General features: G+C 60.4%; 18 protein-coding genes and 2 pseudogenes. 14 read left to right on the forward strand and 6 right to left on the reverse strand.

Annotated features, from left to right (window positions below):
- Positions 1-107: 107 nt before the first annotated feature.
- Positions 108-2,366: a catalase/peroxidase HPI gene (katG, locus tag KGB21_RS27175; RefSeq protein WP_223507271.1), complete on the forward strand. Its 2,259-nt coding sequence runs from the start codon at positions 108-110 to the stop codon at positions 2,364-2,366.
- A 162-nt stretch (positions 2,367-2,528) separates the two neighbouring features.
- A complete protein-coding gene (locus KGB21_RS27180; protein WP_080758077.1) occupies positions 2,529-2,687 on the forward strand; it encodes a DUF2986 domain-containing protein in 159 nt (52 codons plus the stop codon).
- Positions 2,688-2,724: 37 nt separating this feature from the next.
- Here KGB21_RS27180 and KGB21_RS27185 read toward each other — a convergent pair whose 3' ends face one another.
- Positions 2,725-3,537 (reverse strand): AraC family transcriptional regulator, encoded by an 813-nt coding sequence (locus tag KGB21_RS27185; protein WP_034150234.1) that lies wholly within the window; start codon positions 3,535-3,537, stop codon positions 2,725-2,727.
- Between the two features lie 134 nt (positions 3,538-3,671).
- Between KGB21_RS27185 and KGB21_RS27190 the strand changes: the two genes are divergently transcribed.
- Complete coding sequence (locus KGB21_RS27190; protein ID WP_223507272.1) at positions 3,672-4,190, forward strand: carboxymuconolactone decarboxylase family protein; 519 nt, start codon at positions 3,672-3,674, stop codon at positions 4,188-4,190.
- 25 nt (positions 4,191-4,215) lie between these two features.
- Positions 4,216-4,467: a glutaredoxin 3 gene (gene grxC, locus KGB21_RS27195; RefSeq protein ID WP_034150236.1), complete on the forward strand. Its 252-nt coding sequence runs from the start codon at positions 4,216-4,218 to the stop codon at positions 4,465-4,467.
- A gap of 220 nt (positions 4,468-4,687) precedes the next feature.
- On the opposite strand, the gene KGB21_RS27200 is transcribed toward grxC, so the two are convergent.
- From KGB21_RS27200 to KGB21_RS27210, 3 genes are read right to left on the reverse strand one after another with little or no spacing between them, the layout of a single operon-like run.
- Positions 4,688-6,196 (reverse strand): tripartite tricarboxylate transporter permease, encoded by a 1,509-nt coding sequence (locus KGB21_RS27200; protein ID WP_034150237.1) that lies wholly within the window; start codon positions 6,194-6,196, stop codon positions 4,688-4,690.
- A gap of 24 nt (positions 6,197-6,220) precedes the next feature.
- Positions 6,221-6,709, reverse strand: a complete 489-nt coding sequence (locus KGB21_RS27205; protein ID WP_223507273.1) for a tripartite tricarboxylate transporter TctB family protein — start codon at positions 6,707-6,709, stop codon at positions 6,221-6,223.
- A gap of 1 nt (position 6,710) precedes the next feature.
- On the reverse strand, positions 6,711-7,676 hold the full coding sequence (locus KGB21_RS27210) for a Bug family tripartite tricarboxylate transporter substrate binding protein (RefSeq protein ID WP_223507274.1): 966 nt from the start codon (positions 7,674-7,676) through the stop codon (positions 6,711-6,713).
- A 302-nt stretch (positions 7,677-7,978) separates the two neighbouring features.
- On the opposite strand from KGB21_RS27210, the gene KGB21_RS27215 reads away from it, so the two are divergent.
- The 7 genes from KGB21_RS27215 to KGB21_RS27245 all read left to right on the forward strand — a co-directional run bounded on the left by KGB21_RS27215 (position 7,979) and on the right by KGB21_RS27245 (position 15,172).
- Positions 7,979-8,329 carry a DUF6152 family protein gene (locus KGB21_RS27215; protein ID WP_223507275.1) on the forward strand — a complete coding sequence of 117 codons (351 nt, stop codon included), beginning with the start codon at positions 7,979-7,981 and terminating at the stop codon, positions 8,327-8,329.
- Positions 8,329-8,817 (forward strand): DUF6644 family protein, encoded by a 489-nt coding sequence (locus tag KGB21_RS27220; RefSeq protein ID WP_223507276.1) that lies wholly within the window; start codon positions 8,329-8,331, stop codon positions 8,815-8,817. The genes KGB21_RS27215 and KGB21_RS27220 overlap by 1 nt, the downstream gene beginning before the upstream one ends.
- Positions 8,818-9,214: 397 nt before the next feature.
- Positions 9,215-9,985 carry an alpha/beta hydrolase gene (locus KGB21_RS27225; protein WP_034150243.1) on the forward strand — a complete coding sequence of 257 codons (771 nt, stop codon included), beginning with the start codon at positions 9,215-9,217 and terminating at the stop codon, positions 9,983-9,985.
- A 129-nt stretch (positions 9,986-10,114) separates the two neighbouring features.
- Entirely contained in the window at positions 10,115-10,372 is a 258-nt protein-coding gene (locus KGB21_RS27230; protein ID WP_223507277.1) for a DUF2790 domain-containing protein, read from the forward strand.
- Positions 10,373-10,485: 113 nt separating this feature from the next.
- Entirely contained in the window at positions 10,486-11,157 is a 672-nt protein-coding gene (locus tag KGB21_RS27235) for a heavy metal response regulator transcription factor (RefSeq protein WP_223507278.1), read from the forward strand.
- On the forward strand, positions 11,154-12,566 hold the full coding sequence (locus tag KGB21_RS27240) for a heavy metal sensor histidine kinase (protein WP_411741423.1): 1,413 nt from the start codon (positions 11,154-11,156) through the stop codon (positions 12,564-12,566). The genes KGB21_RS27235 and KGB21_RS27240 overlap by 4 nt, the downstream gene beginning before the upstream one ends.
- A 221-nt stretch (positions 12,567-12,787) precedes the next feature.
- Positions 12,788-15,172 (forward strand): DUF3772 domain-containing protein, encoded by a 2,385-nt coding sequence (locus tag KGB21_RS27245; protein ID WP_223507279.1) that lies wholly within the window; start codon positions 12,788-12,790, stop codon positions 15,170-15,172.
- A 213-nt stretch (positions 15,173-15,385) separates the two neighbouring features.
- Here KGB21_RS27245 and KGB21_RS27250 read toward each other — a convergent pair whose 3' ends face one another.
- Both KGB21_RS27250 and KGB21_RS27255 read right to left on the reverse strand, forming a co-directional pair.
- Positions 15,386-16,876: an aldehyde dehydrogenase family protein gene (locus KGB21_RS27250; RefSeq protein WP_034150247.1), complete on the reverse strand. Its 1,491-nt coding sequence runs from the start codon at positions 16,874-16,876 to the stop codon at positions 15,386-15,388.
- 131 nt (positions 16,877-17,007) lie between these two features.
- Positions 17,008-17,397, reverse strand: coding sequence for a c-type cytochrome (locus KGB21_RS27255; protein ID WP_034150248.1), 390 nt, complete (start codon positions 17,395-17,397; stop codon positions 17,008-17,010).
- Positions 17,398-17,840: 443 nt separating this feature from the next.
- Between KGB21_RS27255 and KGB21_RS27260 the strand changes: the two genes are divergently transcribed.
- From KGB21_RS27260 to KGB21_RS29715, 3 genes and pseudogenes are all read left to right on the forward strand, one after another.
- Complete coding sequence (locus tag KGB21_RS27260) at positions 17,841-19,163, forward strand: alginate export family protein (RefSeq protein WP_223507280.1); 1,323 nt, start codon at positions 17,841-17,843, stop codon at positions 19,161-19,163.
- 382 nt (positions 19,164-19,545) lie between these two features.
- Positions 19,546-20,598: pseudogene (locus KGB21_RS29710) on the forward strand (HAMP domain-containing protein); the annotation flags it as partial.
- Positions 20,599-20,862: 264 nt separating this feature from the next.
- Positions 20,863-21,453, forward strand: a pseudogene (locus KGB21_RS29715) (methyl-accepting chemotaxis protein); the annotation flags it as partial.
- Positions 21,454-21,980: the final 527 nt, after the last annotated feature.

A 21,980-nucleotide genomic window follows, 5' to 3' on the forward strand; every position in this document is an offset into this window, starting at 1 on the left:
TGATCGAAAAATTGGTCCAGCAGCCTGAGTCATTGATTTCGCTCGCTCTTCCCGTGCCCGAATCCGGGCCGGGTGGCTGAATGAACTCGACCAAAGGTAGCTCACACATGGCAAACGAATCGAAATGTCCCTTCAATCACGCCGCCGGCGGTGGCACAACAAACCGCGACTGGTGGCCGAATCAACTGAATCTGAAGATCCTGCATCAGCACTCGTCCTTGTCAGACCCCATGGACGAAGGCTTCAACTATGCAGAGGCTTATAAGAAGCTGGACTTTGCCGCCGTCAAAAGCGACCTGAACGCGCTGATGACGCAGTCGCAAGACTGGTGGCCAGCGGACTTTGGCCATTACGGGCCGCTCTTTGTTCGCATGGCCTGGCACGCCGCAGGCACCTACCGCACCGGGGACGGACGCGGCGGCGCCGGTACTGGCCAGCAACGCTTTGCACCGCTAAACAGTTGGCCGGACAACGTCAGCCTCGACAAGGCACGCCGGTTGCTGTGGCCGATCAAACAAAAGTATGGCAACAACATTTCCTGGGCTGACCTGATTGTGCTCACCGGCAACGTCGCGCTGGAGTCCATGGGCTTCAAGACCTTCGGTTTTTCCGGTGGTCGCCCGGATGTCTGGGAACCGGATGAAGACGTGTATTGGGGCACTGAAAAAAAATGGCTGGCTGGAGATTCACGCTACGGCAAAGACGACAACGGCCCCGCTCAAGCGCCCGGCGATGTTCCACTGGTCGCTGAACCCGGGAGGAATGAGGACAGCCGTACCGAAGACGGTCGCATCCTTGAAAACCCCCTCGCCGCCGTTCAAATGGGCCTGATCTATGTGAATCCGGAAGGTCCCGAAGGCACCCCCGACCCGGTCGCTGCCGGGATAGACATCCGCGAAACCTTCGGTCGCATGGCGATGAACGACGAAGAGACCGTGGCGCTGATTGCCGGTGGCCACGCCTTCGGCAAAACCCACGGCGCCGGTCCTGCCGACAATGTGGGTGCCGAGCCTGAAGCGGCCGGTCTGGAACTACAGGGGTTGGGCTGGAAAAACAGCTTCGGCACTGGCAAAGGCCCGGACACCATCACCAGCGGCCTGGAAGTCACCTGGACCACAACACCCACCAAATGGAGCAATAACTTCCTGGAGAACGTGTTCGGTTTCGAATGGGAACTGTCGAAAAGCCCGGCGGGCGCCCACCAGTGGGTGCCAAAAAACGGCGCTGGGGCCGGCATCATTCCGGATGCTCATGACCCGTCGAAACGCCGTAACCCGACCATGCTTACCACTGACCTGGCCCTGCGCTTCGACCCGATCTACGAACCGATTTCCCGGCGTTTCCTGGAAAATCCCGACCAATTGGCCGACGCCTTCGCCCGCGCCTGGTACAAGCTGATCCACCGTGACATGGGGCCGCTCTCGCGTTACCTCGGCCCGGAAAACCCAAGCGAAGTGTTGCTGTGGCAAGACCCGATTCCAGCGGTCGACCATGCCCTGATCAACGACAGCGACGTCGCGGCGCTCAAGAGCAAACTGCTGGCCTCGGGTCTGTCGATCCCTGAGCTTGTCTCTACCGCATGGGCGGCAGCTTCGACATTCCGCGGTTCCGACAAACGCGGCGGCGCCAACGGTGGGCGGCTGCGTCTGGCGCCGCAGAAATCCTGGCAGGCCAACCAGCCTGAGCAACTGGCGAACGTGTTGGCGAAACTCGAGGGCATCCAGAACGAGTTCAACACCGGCGGCAAGAAAATCTCGTTGGCGGACCTGATCGTGCTGGCCGGGAGTGCCGGCGTCGAACAGGCAGCGAAAAACGCCGGGCAGACCGTCACGGTGCCGTTCTCGCCGGGGCGGATGGATGCTTCCCAAGAGCAGACGGACGTCGATTCCTTCGGCTTCCTCGAACCGATTGCCGATGGTTTCCGTAACTACCTCAAAGGCCGGTACACCGTTTCAGCCGAAGCACTGCTGATCGACAAAGCACAGTTGCTGACGCTCTCCGCACCTGAAATGACCGCGCTCATTGGCGGTCTGCGTGTGCTTAACACCAACGTCGGGAAAACCGCCCACGGCGTCTTCACGAGTCGGCCAGAGGCGTTGACCAACGACTTCTTCACCAACCTGCTGGACATGGGCGTGGAATGGAAACCGGTGTCAGAGGCCAATGAGGAGTTCGAAGGCCGTGATCGCAAAACCGGCCAGCCGAAGTGGAAAGCTACCCGTGTCGACCTGGTCTTCGGTTCCAACGCGCAGTTGCGGGCGTTGGCCGAAGTCTATGCAAGCGCTGGCGGGCAGGAGAAATTGGTCAAAGACTTCGTGGCGGCGTGGACCAAGGTGATGAACCTGGATCGCTTCGAACTGAAGTGAAACCCGGGTGCGGCGATTGACCAAGGGCGGCGCAATGCCGCCCTTGTTGCTTCGATTGTTAAAAATCCTGGGACGACGACGTCTATTGATGCACCTCACGACCCAGGCTTCGTGCGAAAATCCCTGCCATCCTTTCAAGCACTGACAAGCCGAGTAGAAAAAATGAATCGCCAGAAAAAACTACAACAGTTGTTCAAGGAAAAAGCCAAAAAGGCCAGCGCCAAACTGGCACCGAAAAAGCCTAAATACATCAGTAAAGCGGACCGAGCGAAATTGGCTGCCGAAGCCGGCCCGGACGAGATCATTTCCCCCGAGAGCTGATCCGAAAGCCGCACGTGTTTTTACCCGGACTATCTGCTCACCCCCTCCACTCTCGCGGACTGACACCGGTCTTGCGTCGAAATGCCCGAGCCAGCGCCGAAGGACTTTCGTAGCCCACTTCTTCGGCGATCAGGGCGATGGGTTTGCCCTCGCGCAGACGCTTCTGCGCCAGGCTGATACGCCAACTCACCAGATAATCCACGGGTGACTGCCCGACCACGCGCTTGAAGTGTTCGGCGAAACTGGCCCGCGACATATGGGCCAATTCCGACAACTGCGCCACGCTCCAGGCCTTGCCGGGGGTTTCGTGCATAAGGTTCAAGGGCCGGGCGAGGCGTGAATCGGCGAGACCGGCCATCATCCCCGGCTGCTGACTGCGACTGCTGAGGATATGCCGCAGCAACAGGATCACCACCAGTTCGAACAGTCGATCCATCACCGCTTCACGCCCACAGGTGCCATCGAAAGCCTCGCTGAACAGCCATTCCAGCGTGCTGCCCAAGGTCGGGATTTCCTCGAGTTTCAGCACCAGGTAGTCCGGCAACGCCGCCGCCAAGGCATTGCTTGAGCCGCCGTCGAATGTCAGCGAGGCGCAGACCAACTGTGTGTCGGCGTCTTCCGCAGACGACAGGCGGTGACGATACGGCCGTGGGAAAAAGATCAGTGTCGGCTCGGTGATCAGCAGTTCACGTTCATCGGCCAGTTTCAGCAACAGTTCTCCACCCTGAAGCAGGTGCAGATGCCCGCACGTCTGGCTGCCATCGAAAGCCGTGATGCCGCAAAAGGTACCGCTGTGGAAAGTGCCGGCGTTGACGCCGAAATGTGCAAGCAGCGTAGACAAGCGATCCATGGAAAGTACCCCGGGAGCAGTTCTGGACGATCTGTCGCATATCGTCGACGATTTGCACCCAATAGACCAGAGCCAATCACTAGCATGAACTCCGTACCCAGCGCCTGTCGCGCTTCAATCCTCGGAGAATCAACATGACCCGTATTAGCCCTGTCAGCCTCGAACACGCCACCGACACCACCCGCCCGCTGCTGGAAGGCGTGCAGAAGAAAATCGGTTTCCTGCCCAACGTCTTCCGCGTGCTGGCCCAAGCTCCCGCCGTGTTGGCTTCCTACCTACAAAACTCGGCGGCGCTGGGCAAGACGTCCTTGAGCGCTACGGAGAAGGAAGCGATTTTCCTCGCCACTTCACAGGTTAACGGCTGCGACTACTGCCTGGCGGCGCACACGCTGTTCGCTGGCAAGGCCGGGCTCTCCGGCCAGGAGATCCTCAGCGCCCGGGAAGGCAAGCTAGACAGCTACGCCTTGCTCGCCCGGCAGATCACCGAAAGCCGAGGCCACCTGAGTAGCGAGCAAATCGCCGCGGCCCGCGCTGCCGGGATCAATGACGCGAAGATCATCGAAGTGATCGCCCACGTGGCTTCGCAAACGCTGACCAACTACCTGAACAACGTCGCCCTGACCGATATCGACTTCCCGGCGATCGATGCCTGAGCCACTCATAAGCGGAGGACTGACCATGAACACCGTGACCCTGTACACCACCGACACCTGCCCTTACTGCCGCAGCGCCAAATCACTGCTGGCGAGCAAAGGCATCACGATGCAGGAAATCAATATTCAGACCCAGCCGGGCAAACTCGAAGAAATGCTCAGCCGCAGCGGTCGACGCAGCGTGCCGCAGATTTTCATCGGCGACATGCATATCGGCGGCTTCGACGACCTGGCCAAACTGGATCGCCAGGGTGGGTTGATGTCGATGCTGGCGTGAGTCTGTAGGAGCCGGCTTGCTGGCGATCGGTAACCCGCGTTTAGCAGGTTCACCTGCGTCATCGTTAACGATCATCGCCAGCAAGCCGGCTCCTACGGGATTACGCGCGTTCCCCTGTAGGAGCTGCCGCAGGCTGCGATCTTTTGATTTTGCTTTCAAAGATCAAAAGATCGCAGCCTGCGGCAGCTCCTACAGGGGTTGCGCGCAATTGGCGGACATCTCAGTCGTCTTCATGCAACTTGATCCCGCGCTTATGCAGCAGATACGGCACCAACAACACCAGCAGCGTCAGGGCCAGGAAGAACGCCGAGATGGGTTGGGTGACGAAGATCATCCAGTCACCTTCGCTGATGGACAACGCATTGCGCAATTGCTTCTCGGCCATCGGCCCCAACAGCATGCCCACGATCACCGGCGCGACCGGGAAATCGAAACGCCGCATCAACACACCCGCCCAACCGATGCCCAACATCAGGAACAGGTCAAAGGACGAATGGCGCATGCCGTACACACCAATGGTGGCGAACACCAGAATCCCGGCGTTCAAGTAAGGTCGGGGGATTTGCAGGAGCTTGACCCACAACCCCACCAGCGGCAGGTTCAACACCAGCAGGATGACGTTGCCGATGTACAGCGACGCCACCAGCGTCCAGACCAGATCGGCAGAGGTTTCGAAGAGCATCGGCCCCGGTTGCAGGTTGTAGTTCTGGAACGCCGCCAACAGAATCGCCGCAGTGGCGGAAGTCGGTATTCCGAGGGTCAGCAGCGGCACCAATGACCCGGTGGCGCTGGCGTTGTTGGCCGCTTCCGGCCCGGCCACGCCTTCGATGGCGCCCTCGCCCTTGTTGGCGGAAAACTCCTTCGGGTACTTGCTGAGTTTGCGTTCGGTCGAATAGGACAGGAACGTCGGAATTTCCGCGCCACCGGCCGGAATCGAGCCGAACGGAAATCCGATCAGCGTACCTCTCAGCCACGCGGGCACCGAGCGTTTCCAGTCAGCGCGGGTCATCCACATCGAGGTCATGCGGTGCCGTCCCTCCACTTGCTCCTTTTGATAGAGCAGGCTGTACAGCGCTTCTCCGACCGCGAATAAGCCGACCGCCACCAGCACCACTTCGATGCCATCCACCAGTTCGGGCACACCCAAGGTGTAGCGGGCGATGCCCGAGGTCGAATCCAGGCCGATCAAGCCGATCACCAGTCCGATCCCCAGTGAGGCAAAGCCGCGCAGCATCGAGGCGCCGAGCACCGCCGACACGGTGGTGAAGGACAACACCAGAATCGCGAAATACTCCGCCGGCCCAAAATTCAGCGCCAGCCTGGCCACCACCGGTGCAAACAGGGTCAGCAATATCGTGGCAATGGTGCCGGCGACAAACGAGCCTATCGCCGCCGTCGCCAGCGCCGGCCCTGCCCGACCATTGCGCGCCATGAGGTTGCCTTCCAGGGCCGTGACCATGGAAGACGACTCACCGGGCGTATTGAGCAAAATCGACGTGGTGGAACCGCCAAACTGCGCGCCGTAATAAATCCCGGCGAACATGATCAGCGCACCGGTGGGATCGACCTTGGCGGTGATCGGCAGCAGCAACGCCACCGTCAGCGCCGGCCCGATGCCCGGCAAGACACCGATGGCGGTCCCCAGCAGGCAGCCGATAAATCCCCACATCAGATTGATCGGCGTCAGCGCCGCGGAAAACCCCATCAACAGGCTGGAGAGAATGTCCACGCGGTCGATCTCCTTGGGCCCGGGTCAAATCCAGGCGTTGACCAGCGGCGGCAGGGAAACCCCCAGCCCGGCGTTGAACAACCAGTAAATCGGCAGAGTCAGGGCAATGCCGATGGCGAGGTCACGCAACGGGTGTCGACTGCCAAAGCCCCGTGCGGCGCAAACAAACAGCACCGCGCCAGACAATACGAAGCCGATAACGTTGATGAGCACGGCAACACCGACAAGCCCCCCGGTCACCCAGGCTGCACCGGCCTTGCCGCCGGGGATCGTGCCCTGGTCGTCGCCGTTATCCAGTTCACGGAAACCGCCGCTCGCGGCCTGGTAACTGAGCAACACCCCGACCACGCCCAGAAACGCCGCGACGACGTAGGGATAGACGTAAGCCGGCAGAATGACGAAGCCCATCTCCGGTGGAAAGCGGTAGGCGCCCACGGCCAGTACGACGCTGAGAACGATCAGGCCAATGCCGATCGCCAGTTGCGTGGGCACCACTGCACGCGACCCGGCCATCTCAAAGCAGCCCGACCTTGACCAGCATCGCGCGCAACCGCACGTGCTCTTCGTCGACGAATTTGCCGAAGTCATCACCGGTCAGCACGCTCGGCGACCACGCATTGGTTTGAATGTTGTCCTGCCAGACTTTGCTGTTGCTGGCGGCCACCACCGCGTCGGTGACTTCCTTACGCTGCGCGGGTGTGAGGCCTGCTGCGCCATACACACCGCGCCAGTTGCCGATGATCACGTCGTAGCCGCTTTCTTTAAGCGTCGGCGCATCGATCCCGGGAACACGCTCAGGCGCGCCGATGGCGAGGACGCGGATCTGGCCGTTCTTGATGTACTGACCGAGCTCGGCATACCCGCCGGTGAGCACTTTGATCTGGCCACCGAGTACCTGGGCCACCACTTCGCCCCCACCGCCGGTGGCGATGTAATTGACCTTGTTGACCGGGACATCGAGCTTGCCCGCCAGCTCGGCGATGCCGATGTGGTCGATCGAACCCTTGGAGCCACCGCCCCAGGTGATGCTGGACGGTTTCGCCTTGAAGTCCGTGATCAGCTCATCGAGGGTCTTGTACGGCGACTCCTTGCGCACGGCAATCACGTTGTACTCGGTGAACAGCCGGGCAATCGGCGTCACGTCTTTCAAGTTGATTTGCGGTTTGTTCTGTTCGATGCCCGCGACCATGATCGCGCCGACCACCAGCAGCGCGTTGGGGTCGCCCTTGGTGCTGTTGGCAAACTGCGCCAGCCCCAGCGTTCCGCCGGCGCCGCCCTTGTTCTCGAATGTCGTGGATTTGGCCGCATTGGCTTCGATCAGGGCTTTGCCCAGCACCCGCGCGGTCTGGTCGTAACCACCGCCAACGGAGCCCGGGGCCATGAATTTGACGGTATCCAGCGCGAACGCGGGGGTGGTGAGAGCGGCAGCGGTGAGACTTATAGCCAGGTAGCGACTGAAGCGGGTCAGCAGAACGGACATGGGGCGAATCTCCCTTGTTTTTATGGGTGCCATGGGGATGTCGATCAGGGTGTGTGGCCTGCCCTGACGACCTTTGGCCTGCGGATAAGCTTAGGTCATGGTTTTGGTTGTTGACGGTCTTTCAACCGAAGGTTCGATGTTGCGAACCCTGCGTCACAGACAGAAACATTCTTTCGGGCGGCATGATTCGGCCGCTTTGAATCCGCGGACTATTCTGAAAAACACCTTGGAATAATTGAACACCGCACCGGAGCGAGCACAGCCCGACATTTATCGACGTCCTGCAATAGGAGAACCGTGTCATGAAGATCATGCTCAAGGGCATTGGATTGTCATTGTTACTGGTTGCCACTGCGGCCTTCGCCCATCACGGGTGGAGTGAGTACGACTCCAGCAAGCCCTTACAATTGAGCGGCACCATCGAGCAATCCGGCTACTCCCATCCCCACGGGTTCGTCAACCTGAAAACCGCAGACAAAACCTGGAACGTGGTTCTGGCACCGCCTTCGCGCATGGAGAATCGGGGCCTTTCGCAAGACATGCTGGCGGTGGGCACGCAAGCGACCGTGGTCGGCTACCAAAATCGCAACAAGCCCGATGAACTGCGCGCAGAACGCATCACCATTGGCGAAAAAACCATCGAATTGCGCTAATGGAGACCTCGCAAACCTGGCTGGACTGGATGCATGATTCGCCGCTGGGCGCGGTCATGCGTGGCGATATGTGGCTCTACCCGCTGGTCGAGGTGATGCACATCGTGGGCTTCAGCGTGCTGGTCGGCGCGGTGGTGATGTTTGATTTGCGGGTGCTCGGGTTGTCGCGAACGATCCGGGTCACGGCCCTGGCCCGCCATCTGCTGAGTTGGGCCATCGCGGCACTGCTATTGATCGTACCGGCCGGGTTGATGATGTTTTCGGCCCATCCGCACGACTTTGCTTCCAATGACATTTTCATCCTCAAGCTATGCCTGATCGCCACGGCGGGACTGAACGCATTGTTGTTCCATGTCGGCGTCTACTGTTCCGTTGGGGCGTGGAATACCGGCGTTGCAGCGCCTGGTGTGGCTCGGGTTCAGGCGCTGTTTTCCATTGGGTTATGGGTCAGTGTGATTTTTTGCGGGCGGTTGTTGGCCTACACCTGAGTACACATGCTTTGGGGTTTCACCGCTGCGGCGAACCATATGAAAAGCTCCAGGTTGCGCGCATTCCTTGTAGGAGCCGGCTTGCTGGCGATGGCGGTCGTTCGGTGGACATCGCAGCGCCTGACACACCGTCATCGCCAGCAAGCCGGCTCCTACAAAGATGCGTGTGTTCCAGCATTTCCAAAGACTGGCAACGACAAAGGCAAGATCAAAAGATCGCAGCCTGCGGCAGCTCCTACAGGGAGGCTCGCTCTCACAAAGGGTTGAGTACAACCAACCATTACAAACATGTCATCAAGTTGTCAGCCTGACCAACACCCTCGCTCCCTACAGTGAACCCGTCAGTCACCCACTCCGGATGACACGCCTCCCACTGATGAAGACAAGGGTCCCCACCATGAAACCATTGAGCAAACTCTGCCTGATCGCCGCCAGCCTGTTCATGCTGGGCAGCGGTTCCGCCATGGCCGCCAGCACCGCACCGGTCAAGGCCAACAACGTCGTGCTGGTGCACGGCTCCTGGGCTGATGGCTCCAGTTGGTCGGACGTAATCGCCCGTTTGCAGGCTGCCGGCTTGCACGTCACTGCGGTGCAGAACCCGCTGACCTCAGTGGCCGATGACGTTGCTGCAACCCAACGGGTCCTCGATCAACAGGACGGGCCGACCGTGCTGGTCGGCCATTCCTACGCCGGCACGGTGGTCAGTGAGGCCGGGGTCAATCCGAAGGTCAGTTCACTGGTGTACGTCGCTGCCCGCGCGCCGGATGCCGGGGAAGACTTCGTCGCCCTGTCGGCCAAATACCCGACTATGCCCGTGCGCGCCGGCACCGAAGAGCACGATGGTTTTATAAGCCTGAAGCAAGACGCCTTCCTCAAGTACTTCGCCAGCGACGTGCCCCACGACAAGGCCATGCAGCTGTTCGCCGTGCAACAGCCGATCGCCAAGACGCTGTTTACCGACCGCACCACCGCCGCGGCCTGGCACACCAAGCCGTCGTGGTACGCGGTGTCCAGCCAGGATCAGACCATCAACCCGGACCTGGAACGTTTCCTCGCCAAACGCATGGGCGCGACCACCATCGAACTGCCGTCGAGCCACTTGTCGCTGGTGTCCCATTCCAAGGAAATCGCCGACCTGATCCTCGCTGCCGCCGGTCGCCAGTCATAACCCCAAACCCATTTATTACAACTTTGTAATCGACCTGTTGGTGGGCTGTCCGGATCGCCTGGTTAACCTGAACTCACTGTCAGGCAACGCTTCGGCAGCCACCACACACCCTGAATAGAGAGACTGATCATGAAACTGTACATCCTTGGTTTTACCGCCCTCCTCGCCACCGGCTCAGCGTTTGCCGACACCCAAAGCAGCGCCCCGCTGATCCACGACAAGGACGCCGCCTTCGTCCACCTCGACGTGGCCAAAGTGTTGGGCGAAACCGACATTTCGCAACAGTGCGGCATCATCCCCGCCCAACTGAACTACCTCGACCATCAGGGCCGCCAGCATGAACTGGACTACATCGTCCAAGGCAGCGGTTGCACCAATGATCATTGATCGCCGCCCCTGCGTACCGGCAAATGAACGGGCTACACTGGCGACACTGCGTGCCGCTGTAGCCCGCCAGCGCACCACCGAGTTTTGCGGACCCTGAGCCAGGCAGAAACCCCATGAACATTCTCGTCGTCGAAGATGAACCCAAGTCCGGTAATTACCTGCTCAACGGCTTGCAGGAACTCGGTTATTCCGTGAGCCTGGCGCGCGACGGCGTCGATGGCCTGCACCTGGCCCTGGAACACGATTTCGACGTGATCGTGCTGGACGTGATGATGCCGAAGATGGACGGCTGGGAAGTCCTGCGCCGCTTGCGCAAGGAGGCCGATACGCCCGTGCTGTTCCTCACCGCCCGCGATGATATTGCCGACCGCATCAAAGGCCTCGAACTGGGCGCCGATGATTACCTGATCAAACCCTTTTCCTTCGCCGAACTGGTCGCGCGCCTGCGCACCCTGACCCGCCGTGGCCCCACGCGCGAAGAAGAACAGCTGCAAATCGACGACCTGCAAATCGACGTACTCAAACGCCGCGTCACTCGCGCCGGCGTGCGCATCACCCTGACCAACAAGGAATTCGCCCTGCTGCACCTGTTCGCCACGCACCAGGGCGAGGTGCTGTCGCGTTCGATGATCGCCTCGCGGGTCTGGGACATGAATTTCGACAGTGACACCAACGTGGTGGATGTCGCAGTGCGCCGACTGCGGATGAAGATCGACGATCCGTTCACACTCAAGTTGATCCATAGCGTGCGCGGTATCGGCTACCGCTTCGATACCCAACCATGAGCGCACTGTCCCGCCTTCGCCATTCCCTGACGTTGCGTCTGGCGTTGGTGTTCGCCTTTTTGGCGTTTGTCTCGTTGACCCTGCTCGGCGTGGCGCTGTACCGCGACTTGGAGCGCGAATTGATCCGCCGCGACGACGCCGCGCTGGTGACCCGCATCGATCAATTGCGCACCTTCCTCAACGACAGCAACACTCTGGAACTGATCCGCACCAAACCGGCGCTGTTCCAGAACATGCTCGGCAATCGCGAAGCCCTGTTGACCATCGGCGCCCCCGGGCAACCGCCCTTGCTGGAGGTCAACCCGGGCAAACTGCACACGCCCGCATTAGCCCCCATGCCCATCGATCATCCGTTGACCCTGAGCGACGTGCAGCACTTGCCCAATGTCGACGGTGTGCCTTTTTCGGCGGTGGCGGCGACCATCGATACCGGCGACCAGGGCAGCCTGCAAGTGCTCACCGGGCGCCTGATGACCGAGCGCACCGCCGTGCTCGCCAGTTACCGCTTCAATGTCTACCTGTTCGCCAGCGTGGCGGCGATTCTGTTGGCGTTTTCCGGCTATGTCCTGGTTGATCGAGGCCTGCTGCCGGTGCGGCACCTGGCGCGGCATGCCCAAGGCATTGGCGTCGGCAACCTCAGCGAACGCCTCGACAGCCAGGGCTCGCCGCTGGAGTTGCTGCCGATGATCGAGGCCTTCAACGCCATGCTCGACCGCCTGGGCAAGGGCTTCGTGCAATTGGGCCAGGTGTCGACCGACATGGCCCATGAACTGCGCACGCCGATCAACAACCTGCTCGGTGAAACACAGGTCGCGTTGCAACAGAATCGCAGCATCGAAGCCTATCAACAGTTACTCGCCTCCAACGTCGAGGAACTCGAACGCCTGGCCCGGATGCTCGACAACATGCTGTTTCTGGCCCGCACCGACCCTGCCAGCGCCCTGCGCCAACGTCAGGAGTTGCTTGCCGCCGAAGAAATGGAACGCATGGCCGACTATTTCGAAGGGCTCGCGGCCGATGTCGGTATCAGCATCAATGCCGAGGGCAGCGGACTGATCTGGGCCGAACCGATGCTGCTGCGCCGCGCCATGGCCAACCTGTGTTCCAACGCGATCAAGTACGGCGCGCCCGACTCCGAGCTGTACATCCGCGCCACGCCGGTGGCCGACGGCATACGCTTGCAGGTGCGCAACCACGGCCAGACCATCCCCGCCGAACACCTGCCCAGGCTGTTCGAGCGCTTCTACCGGGTCGACGAATCCCGCGAACGCTCGGCGCAATCCAATGGTTTGGGCCTGTCGATCGTGGCGACGATCATGCAGCTACACAACGGTGCCTACAGTGTCAGCAGTGCCGACGGAATTACCTGCTTTGAGTTGTTTTTCCCGGCGCGTAGACCGGGTGAATGACGCCCATTGAAAGAGCGATGAGCACCTGTGGCGAGGGAGCTTGCTCCCGCTGGACTGCGCAGCAGGCCTTCTTTTAGGGCCGCTGCGCGCCCCAGCGGGAGCAAGCTCCCTCGCCACAGATTCGGTCCTTACCCGAATGCATCCAACCAAAAATCCCTCGACAGTGCCAGTCATGACCTAACCTCATAGGCTGGGTGACTAACAACCAGTCGAGCACGCCTATGCGCAATGGATTGAAGTGGATGATTTTCGTCGCGTTGGCGCTGGTCGGGCCGGCCAGCGCAATGCTGTCGGCGGCGCCCCTCTCCGACGCCCCTGCTGCTATCACCAAACCTGCGAGCGAGACGGTTTCCGACGCTGATCTGCTGGCACTGCAAACCCGACTGAACAGCCTCAAACAACAGGTCTCCCTCGCCACCAACTACAGCCAGCTGGAAGCCCCGCAGGATCTGGTGCAAGCGCTCATCCAGGAAATCGATCGTTTGTCAGCACTGCTGCTGCCCGAACAAGCTCAATTACAAGCGCAACTGGGCGTGCTCGGCCCTGTGCCGCTGGAACAGGCCTCTCCGGAAAAAACCGATATTGCCCTGCAACGAGCCACGCTCGGCGAGCAAAAGAGCCGAATCGATAACAACCTCAAAACCCTCGCGGCGCTCAAAACCAGTGCGACCGAGCTTCTCACCCAGATTGCCGGCATTCGTCGCAGCCTGCTCGAAACCGAAGTGACCCAACAGACCAAAAGCATCCTGAACCCGTGGTTCTGGGCGCCCCTGTTGAATCCACCCGAGGAGGACCGGCAACGGCTGAGCTCATTCGTCTCGCAGGCGAGCGCTTCCCTCGACGCGGCCTGGCAACCGGGGCAACGCCTCATCACCAGTCTTCTGGTCATTTTGGCCATGGTCCTGTGGTTCCTCGGGCGAGGGTTTACCGAACGAGGCCTGACCTGGCTGTGCATCCATCGCGTGCCTGAAGGACGCCTGCGGCGTAGCGCCCTGGCGCTGGCCTCGGTCATCGCCACGGTGTTGACTGCCTGGCTTGCCTTGCAACTGTTGTTTTTTGCCGTCACCCGACAAATGCCGTTGACGCCGCAACTGGCGGGTTTTTCCCAGGACTTCGAAAAGATCATTTATACCTGCGTGATGATCACCGGCCTGGGTCGCGCATTGCTGTCCACACAGCATCCTTCGTGGCGGCTGCCGGCCATTGCCGATTCGGTCGCACTGGCGATCAAACCGTTCCCCGCACGACTGGCCTGCGTGCTGCTGGTGCTGGTATCAATGGCGCAGTTGACCAATGCCACCGGCATGAGCTCCGAGGTCGTGATCTCGGTCAGGGGGTTTGTCGCGTTGGTCATCTCAGCGATGATCGGCCTGATGTTGTTGCGCGTCAGCAAAACCCGTCAGGCCATGGTCGCGGCCGGTACAGCGCCTGAAGCAGGCCGGACGCTGGCCGGCGTGATCTATGCCTTCGCCAGCATTGCGGTGGTGGTTTCGCTGCTGACCTTGCTCGCCGGCTACGTGTCGCTGTCGCGCTTTATCACCTACGAACTGGTCTGGCTGTTCATCATCTTTGCCGGTTTCTACTTGCTGATCCAATTGGTGAAAGACGGCTGCGAACACCTGTTTTCACCGCGACATACCACCGGCAAGGGCATCAAACAGTTGCTGGGCATTGGCGATGCACGCCTGGAGCAAATTTCGACCATCTTGTCTGGCGTCGGCCGCGCCTCGCTGTTGCTGATCGCGTTTATCACGTTGCTGGTGGGCGGCGTGGGCTCGACGCTCGGGCAACTGATCACCAACATTCTGGCCATTCTGGGTGGCGACGGCCTGCGCAAGCTGAACATCGTCCCGGGCAACCTGCTGCATGCCATCCTGGCGCTGGCGATCGGCGTCTACCTGATCCGCTCCTTTCGCCGCTGGCTGGACAACGAGTTCCTGCCGAAAACGGAAATGGACCCCGGCATGTGTGCGTCGCTCAGCACGCTGTTCGCCAATATCGGCTATGCGTCGGTGATACTGCTCGCGCTGTCTTCGCTGGGGATCAAGTGGACCAACCTGGCCTGGATCGTCAGCGCCTTGTCGGTGGGTATCGGCTTCGGCCTTCAGGAGATCGTCAAGAACTTCATTTCAGGCCTGATTCTGCTGACCGAACGCCCGGTAAAAGTCGGCGACCTGATCAGCATCAGTGGCGTGGAAGGTGATATCCGCAGGATCAACGTGCGGGCCACGGAAATACAACTGGCCGACCGCTCGATCGTCATCGTGCCCAACTCACAGCTGATTTCGCAGAATTTGCGCAACGTCACCCTCGGCGGCACCGCGCAAGGCGTGGCAACACTGGAACTGATGTTCCCGCTGGACATCGACCCGGAGCAAGTGCGCAACCTGCTGTACGACACTTACGTCGAGCACGATTCCATTCTGGATAAACCGGCGCCGTTCGTGCGCTTCAGCCAACTGAAACCCGAAGGCATTACGCTGACCATCACCGGTTACGTCGGCAGCCCGCGCAATGTGGGCCTGATCAAAAGCGATCTGCTGTTTGAAATACTCAAGCGGTTGGGCGCCGCCGGTATTGAACTGGCGAAACCACCAGCGGCATGACGCAAAACCCTTTCAATCGCACCAATCCCCTGTAGGAGCTGCCGCAGGCTGCGATCTTTTGATCCTAAAAAAGCAAAATCAAAGATCGCAGCCTCGTTGCACGAGACAGCTCCTACAGATCATGCAGATCATGCAGATCATGCAGATCATGCAGATCATGCAGATCATGCAGATCATGCAGATCATGCAGATCATGCAGGTTCTACAGCTTTATCAATGGGCGATGCACACCGATTTCAGCTCGGTGTAAGCCTCGATCACCGCGCGACCGAACTCGCGACCCATGCCCGATTGCTTGACACCACCGAACGGCATCGCCGGGTCGAGCAGCACGTGGGCGTTGACCCAGACCGTACCCGCTTCAATACGCGGCACCAGGTTCATGGCTTTGCTCAAGTCGTTGGTCCACAGGCTGGCGGCCAGGCCGTAGCGGTTGTCGTTGGCCAGTTCGATCACGGCATCTTCATCGTCAAACGGCATCACACCCAGTACCGGGCCGAACACTTCTTCGCGGGCCACTGCCATGCTGTGGTCGATGTCGGCGAGGATGGTCGGCTGGACAAAGAAGCCGTCGCTTTCCACCAATTCACCACCCGAGACCACGCGCGCACCTTCCTGACGGGCCAGTTCGATGTGTTTGAGCACGCTTTGTTGTTGCTTGCGCGACACCAGCGGGTTGATCGCCGCGTCACCGTTCATGCCCGCGCCGATCGGCATCGACGACACCGCTGCGGCCAGGGCTTCGACAAATTGGTCGTGAATCGAACGGTGCACGTAGAAACGCGAAGCCGCCGCGCAGACTTGTCCGTTGTTCAGCAGGCCACCGAGGATTGCCCCTTGCACGGCTTTTTCGATGTCGGCATCGGCGAGCACGATCATCGGGTTCTTGCCGCCCAGTTCCAGGGAGAAACGCGTCATGTTTTCCATGCACGCCACGCCGACGCTTTTGCCCACGGCGGTGGAGCCGGTGAACGACACTTTGCTCACCAGCGGATGCTGGGTCAGCACGCCGCCTACCGACGCGCCGCCACCGGTCACGACGTTGAACACGCCCGCCGGGATGCCGGCTTCAAGGGCCAGTTCTGCCAGGCGCATCGCGGTCAGCGGGGTTTCCATCGCCGGTTTGATGATCACGGTGCAACCGGTCGCCAGTGCCGGCATCAGCTTCCAGGCGGCAATCAGCAGCGGGAAGTTCCACGGCACGATACCGACCACCACGCCAACCGGCTCACGCTTGGTGAACGCAGTGAACTTGGCACCTGGCGGCAACGGGATCGACACATCAAAGGTCTGCCCTTCGATCTTGGTCGCCCAGCCGGACATGTAGCGCATGAATTCCACAGTGGCGTTCAGATCCAGCGCGCGAGCCATGTTGATCGACTTGCCCTGGCTCAGGGTTTCCAGTTGCGCCAGTTCTTCGGCGTGCTCTTCCACCAGACGGGTGAAGTTCAGCAGGATGCGTTCGCGGTCCGCCGGGCGCAGTGCCGACCAGACGCCGGACTTGAACGCCTTGTGCGACGACTGCACGGCTTGCTCGACGACTGCCAGTGGCGCATCGAGGGTTTCGCAGAGGGTCTGCCCGGTGGCCGGGTTGACCACGGCAATGCTTTCGCCTTCGGCAAATACCCATTGACCATCAATGAAGCAGCCGTGACGGCGGCCGATGAATGCAGCAACCTGCGGCAGGATTTCAACGTTGCTCATAAATCACCTTTCGTTCAAATGTGGGAGCCGGCTTGCTGGCGTCTTTATGAACGGTGCAAGACTGGAGACCGCTATCGCTGGCAAGCCAGCTCCTACAGGGTTGGTGGGTGTGTCAGCCGTCAATCGGCTGATCAGTGTTGTTCTTTGAGGTAGCACACGACTGCCTGGCGATCGTCCGCCGAAGCCATGCCCATGTACGGCATGTAGGTGCCGGGCACGAACGCTTGGGGCTGGGTGATCAATTGCGCGATGTTTTCGGCTTGCCAGTCGATGTTCTTGTTACGCATGGCTTGCGAGTAATTGAAGCCTTCCAGCGAACCGGACTTGCGCCCGACCACGCCCGCCAGGTTCGGCCCCATCATGCCGGTAGTGCCTTTGCTCACCGCATGGCAAACACCACACTCGTTGGCGAACAGCTCGGCGCCACGGCTCTGAACCGGTGCGCAATCGGCAGCCAGCGCGGCTTGCGCCAGGGTGAAGGACAACAAACCGATGAGGGGCAATCGCAGGGAAGTGAACATAAGAAACGACCTTGAAAATCCACGTGCTCGTCAGCAGACGAACGCCAACACTAAAACTGCCGGAGCTTGAGTGCCCTGGCAGGGTTGATAAGGATTGTCGGTGGTCGGTGACACGCAGGGTTTGCGCTGCGTGCCAGTTGTGTTGGCGGTTCTGCCAATTCGCTCGGCATGAATGCCCAATCGCCAGCAAGCCGGCTCCTACAGTTTGTAGCGTGTGAATCCGGTCTTCTGTAGGAGCCGGCTTGCTGGCGATAGCGGCGGCGAATTCGGCGCAAGAAATGAATGCCCAAAAACCTCAGCGTGGTCATGTGGTCATGTGGTCATGCAATCTGGCATGCACAACCAACTCTTTGGCAAACAGGCAAAAGGGCGAAAGACATCCGTTCCTTAGTATCTAAAAAGACCGCAAACCTGCGCTCAAGAACAAGAACGGATGTCACGCCATGCTTAAGTCCCCCTTGCTTCGCCTTTCGACTCTCGCGCTGATGATCAGCGCAGGTCAGGCCGGAGCGTATGAGCTCTACGCCGACGACGACAGTCACCTGAACGCCACTCTGGAAGCGGTTTTCGGCATTTTCCACAGCCAGGAAAACTACGCCCTGTCGGGTCGTCTCGATGAAGGTTCTTCGTCGTGGCGCGAGGGCTACATCAAGTACGGTCTGAGCTTCGACCAGGGCCTGGCCGGGGTTGGCACTGCTTACGGTGCGGCGAACATGCTCAGCTCCGGCACTTGGGGCGATGGCGATGCGGCCGGTTTCAGCGACGGTTCGGAACGCACCACCAAGTTCGAGGACGCTTACCTCGGCTGGCGTTCGGCCGATCTGTTCCCGGTGCTGGGCACTGACGGCATTGACCTGTCGTTCGGCCGCCAGAACATCATGATCGGCGACGGCTTCCTGATTAACGGCGACGCGTTGAACCTGGGCAAAGGCCTGGCGGACGGCGAATTCAACCGTGGCGGCGCCTACTGGCTGGCGGCTCGCAAGGCCTTCGACGAGACTGCCGTGTTGCGCATTGGTGGCAAGGAAGGCTGGCGCAGCGATCTGATGTGGTTGAAATCCAACAACCGCGCCCAGGCCATGACCGAGATGTACGCGGGCACGCTGGAGCACGTATCCGAAGCCGGCACCGTCGGCTTGACCTACATCGGCACCACAGACATCGACGAGCAGTACGCCTCGCCGATTCAGCTCGAACGCGACGGCATGAAGACCTACAGCCTGCGCGCCACCGGCAATGCCGGGGTGAAAGACCTGTTTCTCTCCGGCGAATACGCCAAACAGGATAAACCCCATACCGACAGCGAAGACGCCTGGTACCTGGAAGCCGGCTGGACCTTTTCCGACGTCGCCTGGTCGCCGTATGTCAGCTACCGCTACAGCCGTTTCTCGGAAAACTACGACACGCTGTTCTACGGTTTCAGTCGCGGCTTCGGCACCTGGTTCCAGGGTGAAGTGGCGGGCAACTATGCCGGCCCGTTCAACACCAACTCGCGCATCCAGCAGGTCAAATTCAGCGTCGCACCGCTGGAGAACCTCAGCGTCGGCGCGATGTATTTCAACTTCGACACCATCGACCGCAACCTCGGCAACACCGATGGCCACGAGGTGGACCTGTATGCCGAATGGCACGTCAACGACCACCTGAGCATCATGCCGCTGGTGGGCCTGTTCCAGCCGGACAAGAGCGCTGACCAGGGTGGCACGCAGTTGGGCAACAACGACAAGAACCTCTACAGCCAGGTGATTTTCGCCACTACGTTCTAAGTCCCGAGCGATCCCTGTAGGAGCGAGCCTGCTCGCGATGGACGCCAACGATAACGCGGGCTGCCTGAATGCCCGTGGTGCTCGGGCCTTCATCGCGAGCAGGCTCGCTCCTACAGGAGACGCGTTATCGGCATCAATGCTTTCAAGGAAAAAGGTATTTCCAATGCAGAAAAGCTTCCTCACGATCCAGAGCAAGATCGCCCTGCTCGCCGGCCTCTGCCTGCTGTTGGTGGTGGGTTTGCTGATGGGTTTGTCGCTCTACCAGACCCACCAGAGCAGCCAGCAAGTGGCCCAGGCCAGCAGCGAAATGCTCGCCGACGCCGCCAAGGAACACATGCAGGCTTTGGCCAAAGTGCAGGCCATGCAGGTGCAACGCACCTTCATGCAGACCCACGAATTTGGCCAGGGGTTATCACGGTATTTGCTTTACCTGAGGCAACTCCAGCATCAAGGGAACCTCACCCGCCAACAACTGCGCCAGGAGCTGAGCACCCAGCTTCACCAGGCACTGATCGACAAGCCCGACCTGCTCGGGCTTTACGTCATTTTTGAACCGGACGCTTTGGACGGTGCCGACGCCGGTTTCGCCGACAAGCCGGACCTGGGCAGCAACGAAACCGGACGCTTCTCGCTGTACTGGGTGCAGAGCAAACCCGGCGAACTGCAAGCCGTGATCGGCGACGAAGGCCTGCTCGCCAACACCGAACCCGGCCCGAGCGGCGCTCCCTACAACGCCTTCTACACGTGCGCCCGCGACACCCGTCAGCCCTGCGTTCTGGAACCCTACTTCGACGAGGCGTCCGGCAGTCGCAAACTGGTGACCAGCGTCGCGTTTCCGTTGTTGGAAAACGGCAAGGTCATCGCTGTCGTCGGCCTCGACATCAACCTCGCCGCGTTGCAAAAGAACAGTGAAACCAGTGCACTGGAATTGTTCGATGGCCATGGGCAGATCAGCATCGTCAGCCCCCGTGGCGTGATCTCCGCCAACAGTCAGGATGTCACTCGCCTGGGTCAACCGATGGACAGTGCCGAGGTAATGGAAGCCCTGCGCCAAGGCCAGCCGAAGGTGTTCGTCGACCCTCAGCAAATCAAAGTGCTCGAGCCCCTGGCACCGATTGCCGGCGCCGCGCCGTGGGGCGTGTTGGTAGGCGTACCGCAAGAGGTGTTGCTGGCACCGGTCACTACCCTGCAAAAGGAACTCGACGCCCAAGGTGTGCATAGCACCGCGCTGGAACTGCTGCTCGGTGGCGGCTCGGCCCTGCTCGGCCTGCTGTTGATCTGGTACACGGCGCAACGCATCACCCGACCACTGCAAGTGCTGACCCGTGTCATGGAGGACATTTCCCTCGGTGAAGGCGATCTGACCCGGCGCCTGGCGGTGCAATCGCGGGATGAAATCGGCCAGTTGGCCACCGCGTTCAACCGCTTTGTCGAACGCATTCACCAGTCGATTCGCGAGGTGTCGTCAGCCGCCCTTGGCGTGAATGAAGGGGCGCGGCGTGTGCTGGAGGCGTCCAATTCGTCGCTGCGCAATTTCGACGATCAATCGACCCGCACCAACAGCGTCGCCGCCGCGATCAATCAACTGGGCGCCGCCGCCCAGGAAATCGCCCACAACGCGTCCGATGCTTCGCTGCAGGCTTCCGCCGCGCGGCAACAAGCCGAGGACGGGCGTCAGGTGGTGGAACGCACCATTGAGGTGATGAACGAACTGTCCGGAAAAATCAGCGCATCGTGCGCCAACATCGAAGTGCTCAACGACAAAACCGTGAACATCGGGCAGATCCTCGAAGTGATCAAGGGCATCTCACAGCAAACCAACCTGTTGGCACTCAACGCCGCGATCGAAGCGGCGCGGGCCGGTGAGGCGGGTCGCGGTTTTGCCGTGGTGGCCGACGAGGTGCGTAGCCTGGCCGGGCGCACCCAGACCTCAGCGCTGGAGATCCAGCAGATGATCGAGGAACTGCAAGTCGGAGCCCGCGACTCGGTCACCACCATGACCGAAAGCCAACAGCACAGCGAAGAAAGCGTCACCATCGCCAACCTCGCCGGCACCCGCCTGGGCAGCGTGACGCAACGCATCGGCGAGATCGACAACGTCAACCAGTCCGTCGCTGCCGCTACCGAAGAACAGACCGCGGTGGTCGAGGCGTTGAACGTCGACATCACGCAGATCAACACGCTGAATTTGCAGGGGGTTGAGAATTTGCAGGCGACGTTGCGGGCGTGTACCGAGCTGGAGCAGCAGGCGGCGCGGCTTAATCAACTGGTGGGGAGTTTTCGGATCTGACATTGATGGTGCCTGCTACATCGCAATCGCGAGCAAGCTTGCTCCTACAGTGGATGTTTGCGAGGCACAAATCTTGTGTTCACCGCAGAACCCTTGTGGGAGCCGGCCTGTTGGCGATGAGGGCAGCACATTCAACATCATCGGCGCCTGATACTCCGCCATCGCGAGCAGGCTCGCTCCTACAGTGGATTTTTGCGAGGCACAAATCTTGTGTTCACCGCAGAACCCTTGTGGGAGCCGGCCTGCTGGCGATGAGGGCAGATACGACGCGGTTGAGCCGATGACGACGGCGGATCGCGGGACGCTGGCGCTGGATTCATACCCGCCGAAGGCGATAGAAATGGTGCCGATGTTGAGCGGGCGTGCAGGTTGGCTCAGGAATACTTACGACAGAAACGACGCATTTGTGGCGAGGGAGCTTGCTCCCAAGGCACCCACAACACACCCGCGACCTGTAGGAGCTGCCGCAGGCTCGGGCCGCGTTCGGACGATCTTTTGATCTTGCTTTTAAAGAGCAAGATCAAAAG

The sequence above is a fragment of the Pseudomonas sp. GL-RE-29 genome, assembly GCF_019947275.1.
In the GTDB taxonomy this organism is placed as follows: Bacteria; Pseudomonadota; Gammaproteobacteria; order Pseudomonadales; family Pseudomonadaceae; genus Aquipseudomonas; species Aquipseudomonas fluorescens_A.

Coding starts and splice junctions, on each gene's coding strand:
- katG (WP_223507271.1), top strand. CDS start 108: ATGGCAAACGAATCGAAATGTCCCTTCAATCACGCCGCCGGCGGTGGC.
- KGB21_RS27180 (WP_080758077.1), top strand. CDS start 2,529: ATGAATCGCCAGAAAAAACTACAACAGTTGTTCAAGGAAAAAGCCAAA.
- KGB21_RS27185 (WP_034150234.1), bottom strand. CDS start 3,537: ATGGATCGCTTGTCTACGCTGCTTGCACATTTCGGCGTCAACGCCGGC.
- KGB21_RS27190 (WP_223507272.1), top strand. CDS start 3,672: ATGACCCGTATTAGCCCTGTCAGCCTCGAACACGCCACCGACACCACC.
- grxC (WP_034150236.1), top strand. CDS start 4,216: ATGAACACCGTGACCCTGTACACCACCGACACCTGCCCTTACTGCCGC.
- KGB21_RS27205 (WP_223507273.1), bottom strand. CDS start 6,709: ATGGCCGGGTCGCGTGCAGTGGTGCCCACGCAACTGGCGATCGGCATT.
- KGB21_RS27210 (WP_223507274.1), bottom strand. CDS start 7,676: ATGTCCGTTCTGCTGACCCGCTTCAGTCGCTACCTGGCTATAAGTCTC.
- KGB21_RS27215 (WP_223507275.1), top strand. CDS start 7,979: ATGAAGATCATGCTCAAGGGCATTGGATTGTCATTGTTACTGGTTGCC.
- KGB21_RS27220 (WP_223507276.1), top strand. CDS start 8,329: ATGGAGACCTCGCAAACCTGGCTGGACTGGATGCATGATTCGCCGCTG.
- KGB21_RS27225 (WP_034150243.1), top strand. CDS start 9,215: ATGAAACCATTGAGCAAACTCTGCCTGATCGCCGCCAGCCTGTTCATG.
- KGB21_RS27230 (WP_223507277.1), top strand. CDS start 10,115: ATGAAACTGTACATCCTTGGTTTTACCGCCCTCCTCGCCACCGGCTCA.
- KGB21_RS27235 (WP_223507278.1), top strand. CDS start 10,486: ATGAACATTCTCGTCGTCGAAGATGAACCCAAGTCCGGTAATTACCTG.
- KGB21_RS27240 (WP_411741423.1), top strand. CDS start 11,154: ATGAGCGCACTGTCCCGCCTTCGCCATTCCCTGACGTTGCGTCTGGCG.
- KGB21_RS27245 (WP_223507279.1), top strand. CDS start 12,788: ATGCGCAATGGATTGAAGTGGATGATTTTCGTCGCGTTGGCGCTGGTC.
- KGB21_RS27250 (WP_034150247.1), bottom strand. CDS start 16,876: ATGAGCAACGTTGAAATCCTGCCGCAGGTTGCTGCATTCATCGGCCGC.
- KGB21_RS27255 (WP_034150248.1), bottom strand. CDS start 17,397: ATGTTCACTTCCCTGCGATTGCCCCTCATCGGTTTGTTGTCCTTCACC.
- KGB21_RS27260 (WP_223507280.1), top strand. CDS start 17,841: ATGCTTAAGTCCCCCTTGCTTCGCCTTTCGACTCTCGCGCTGATGATC.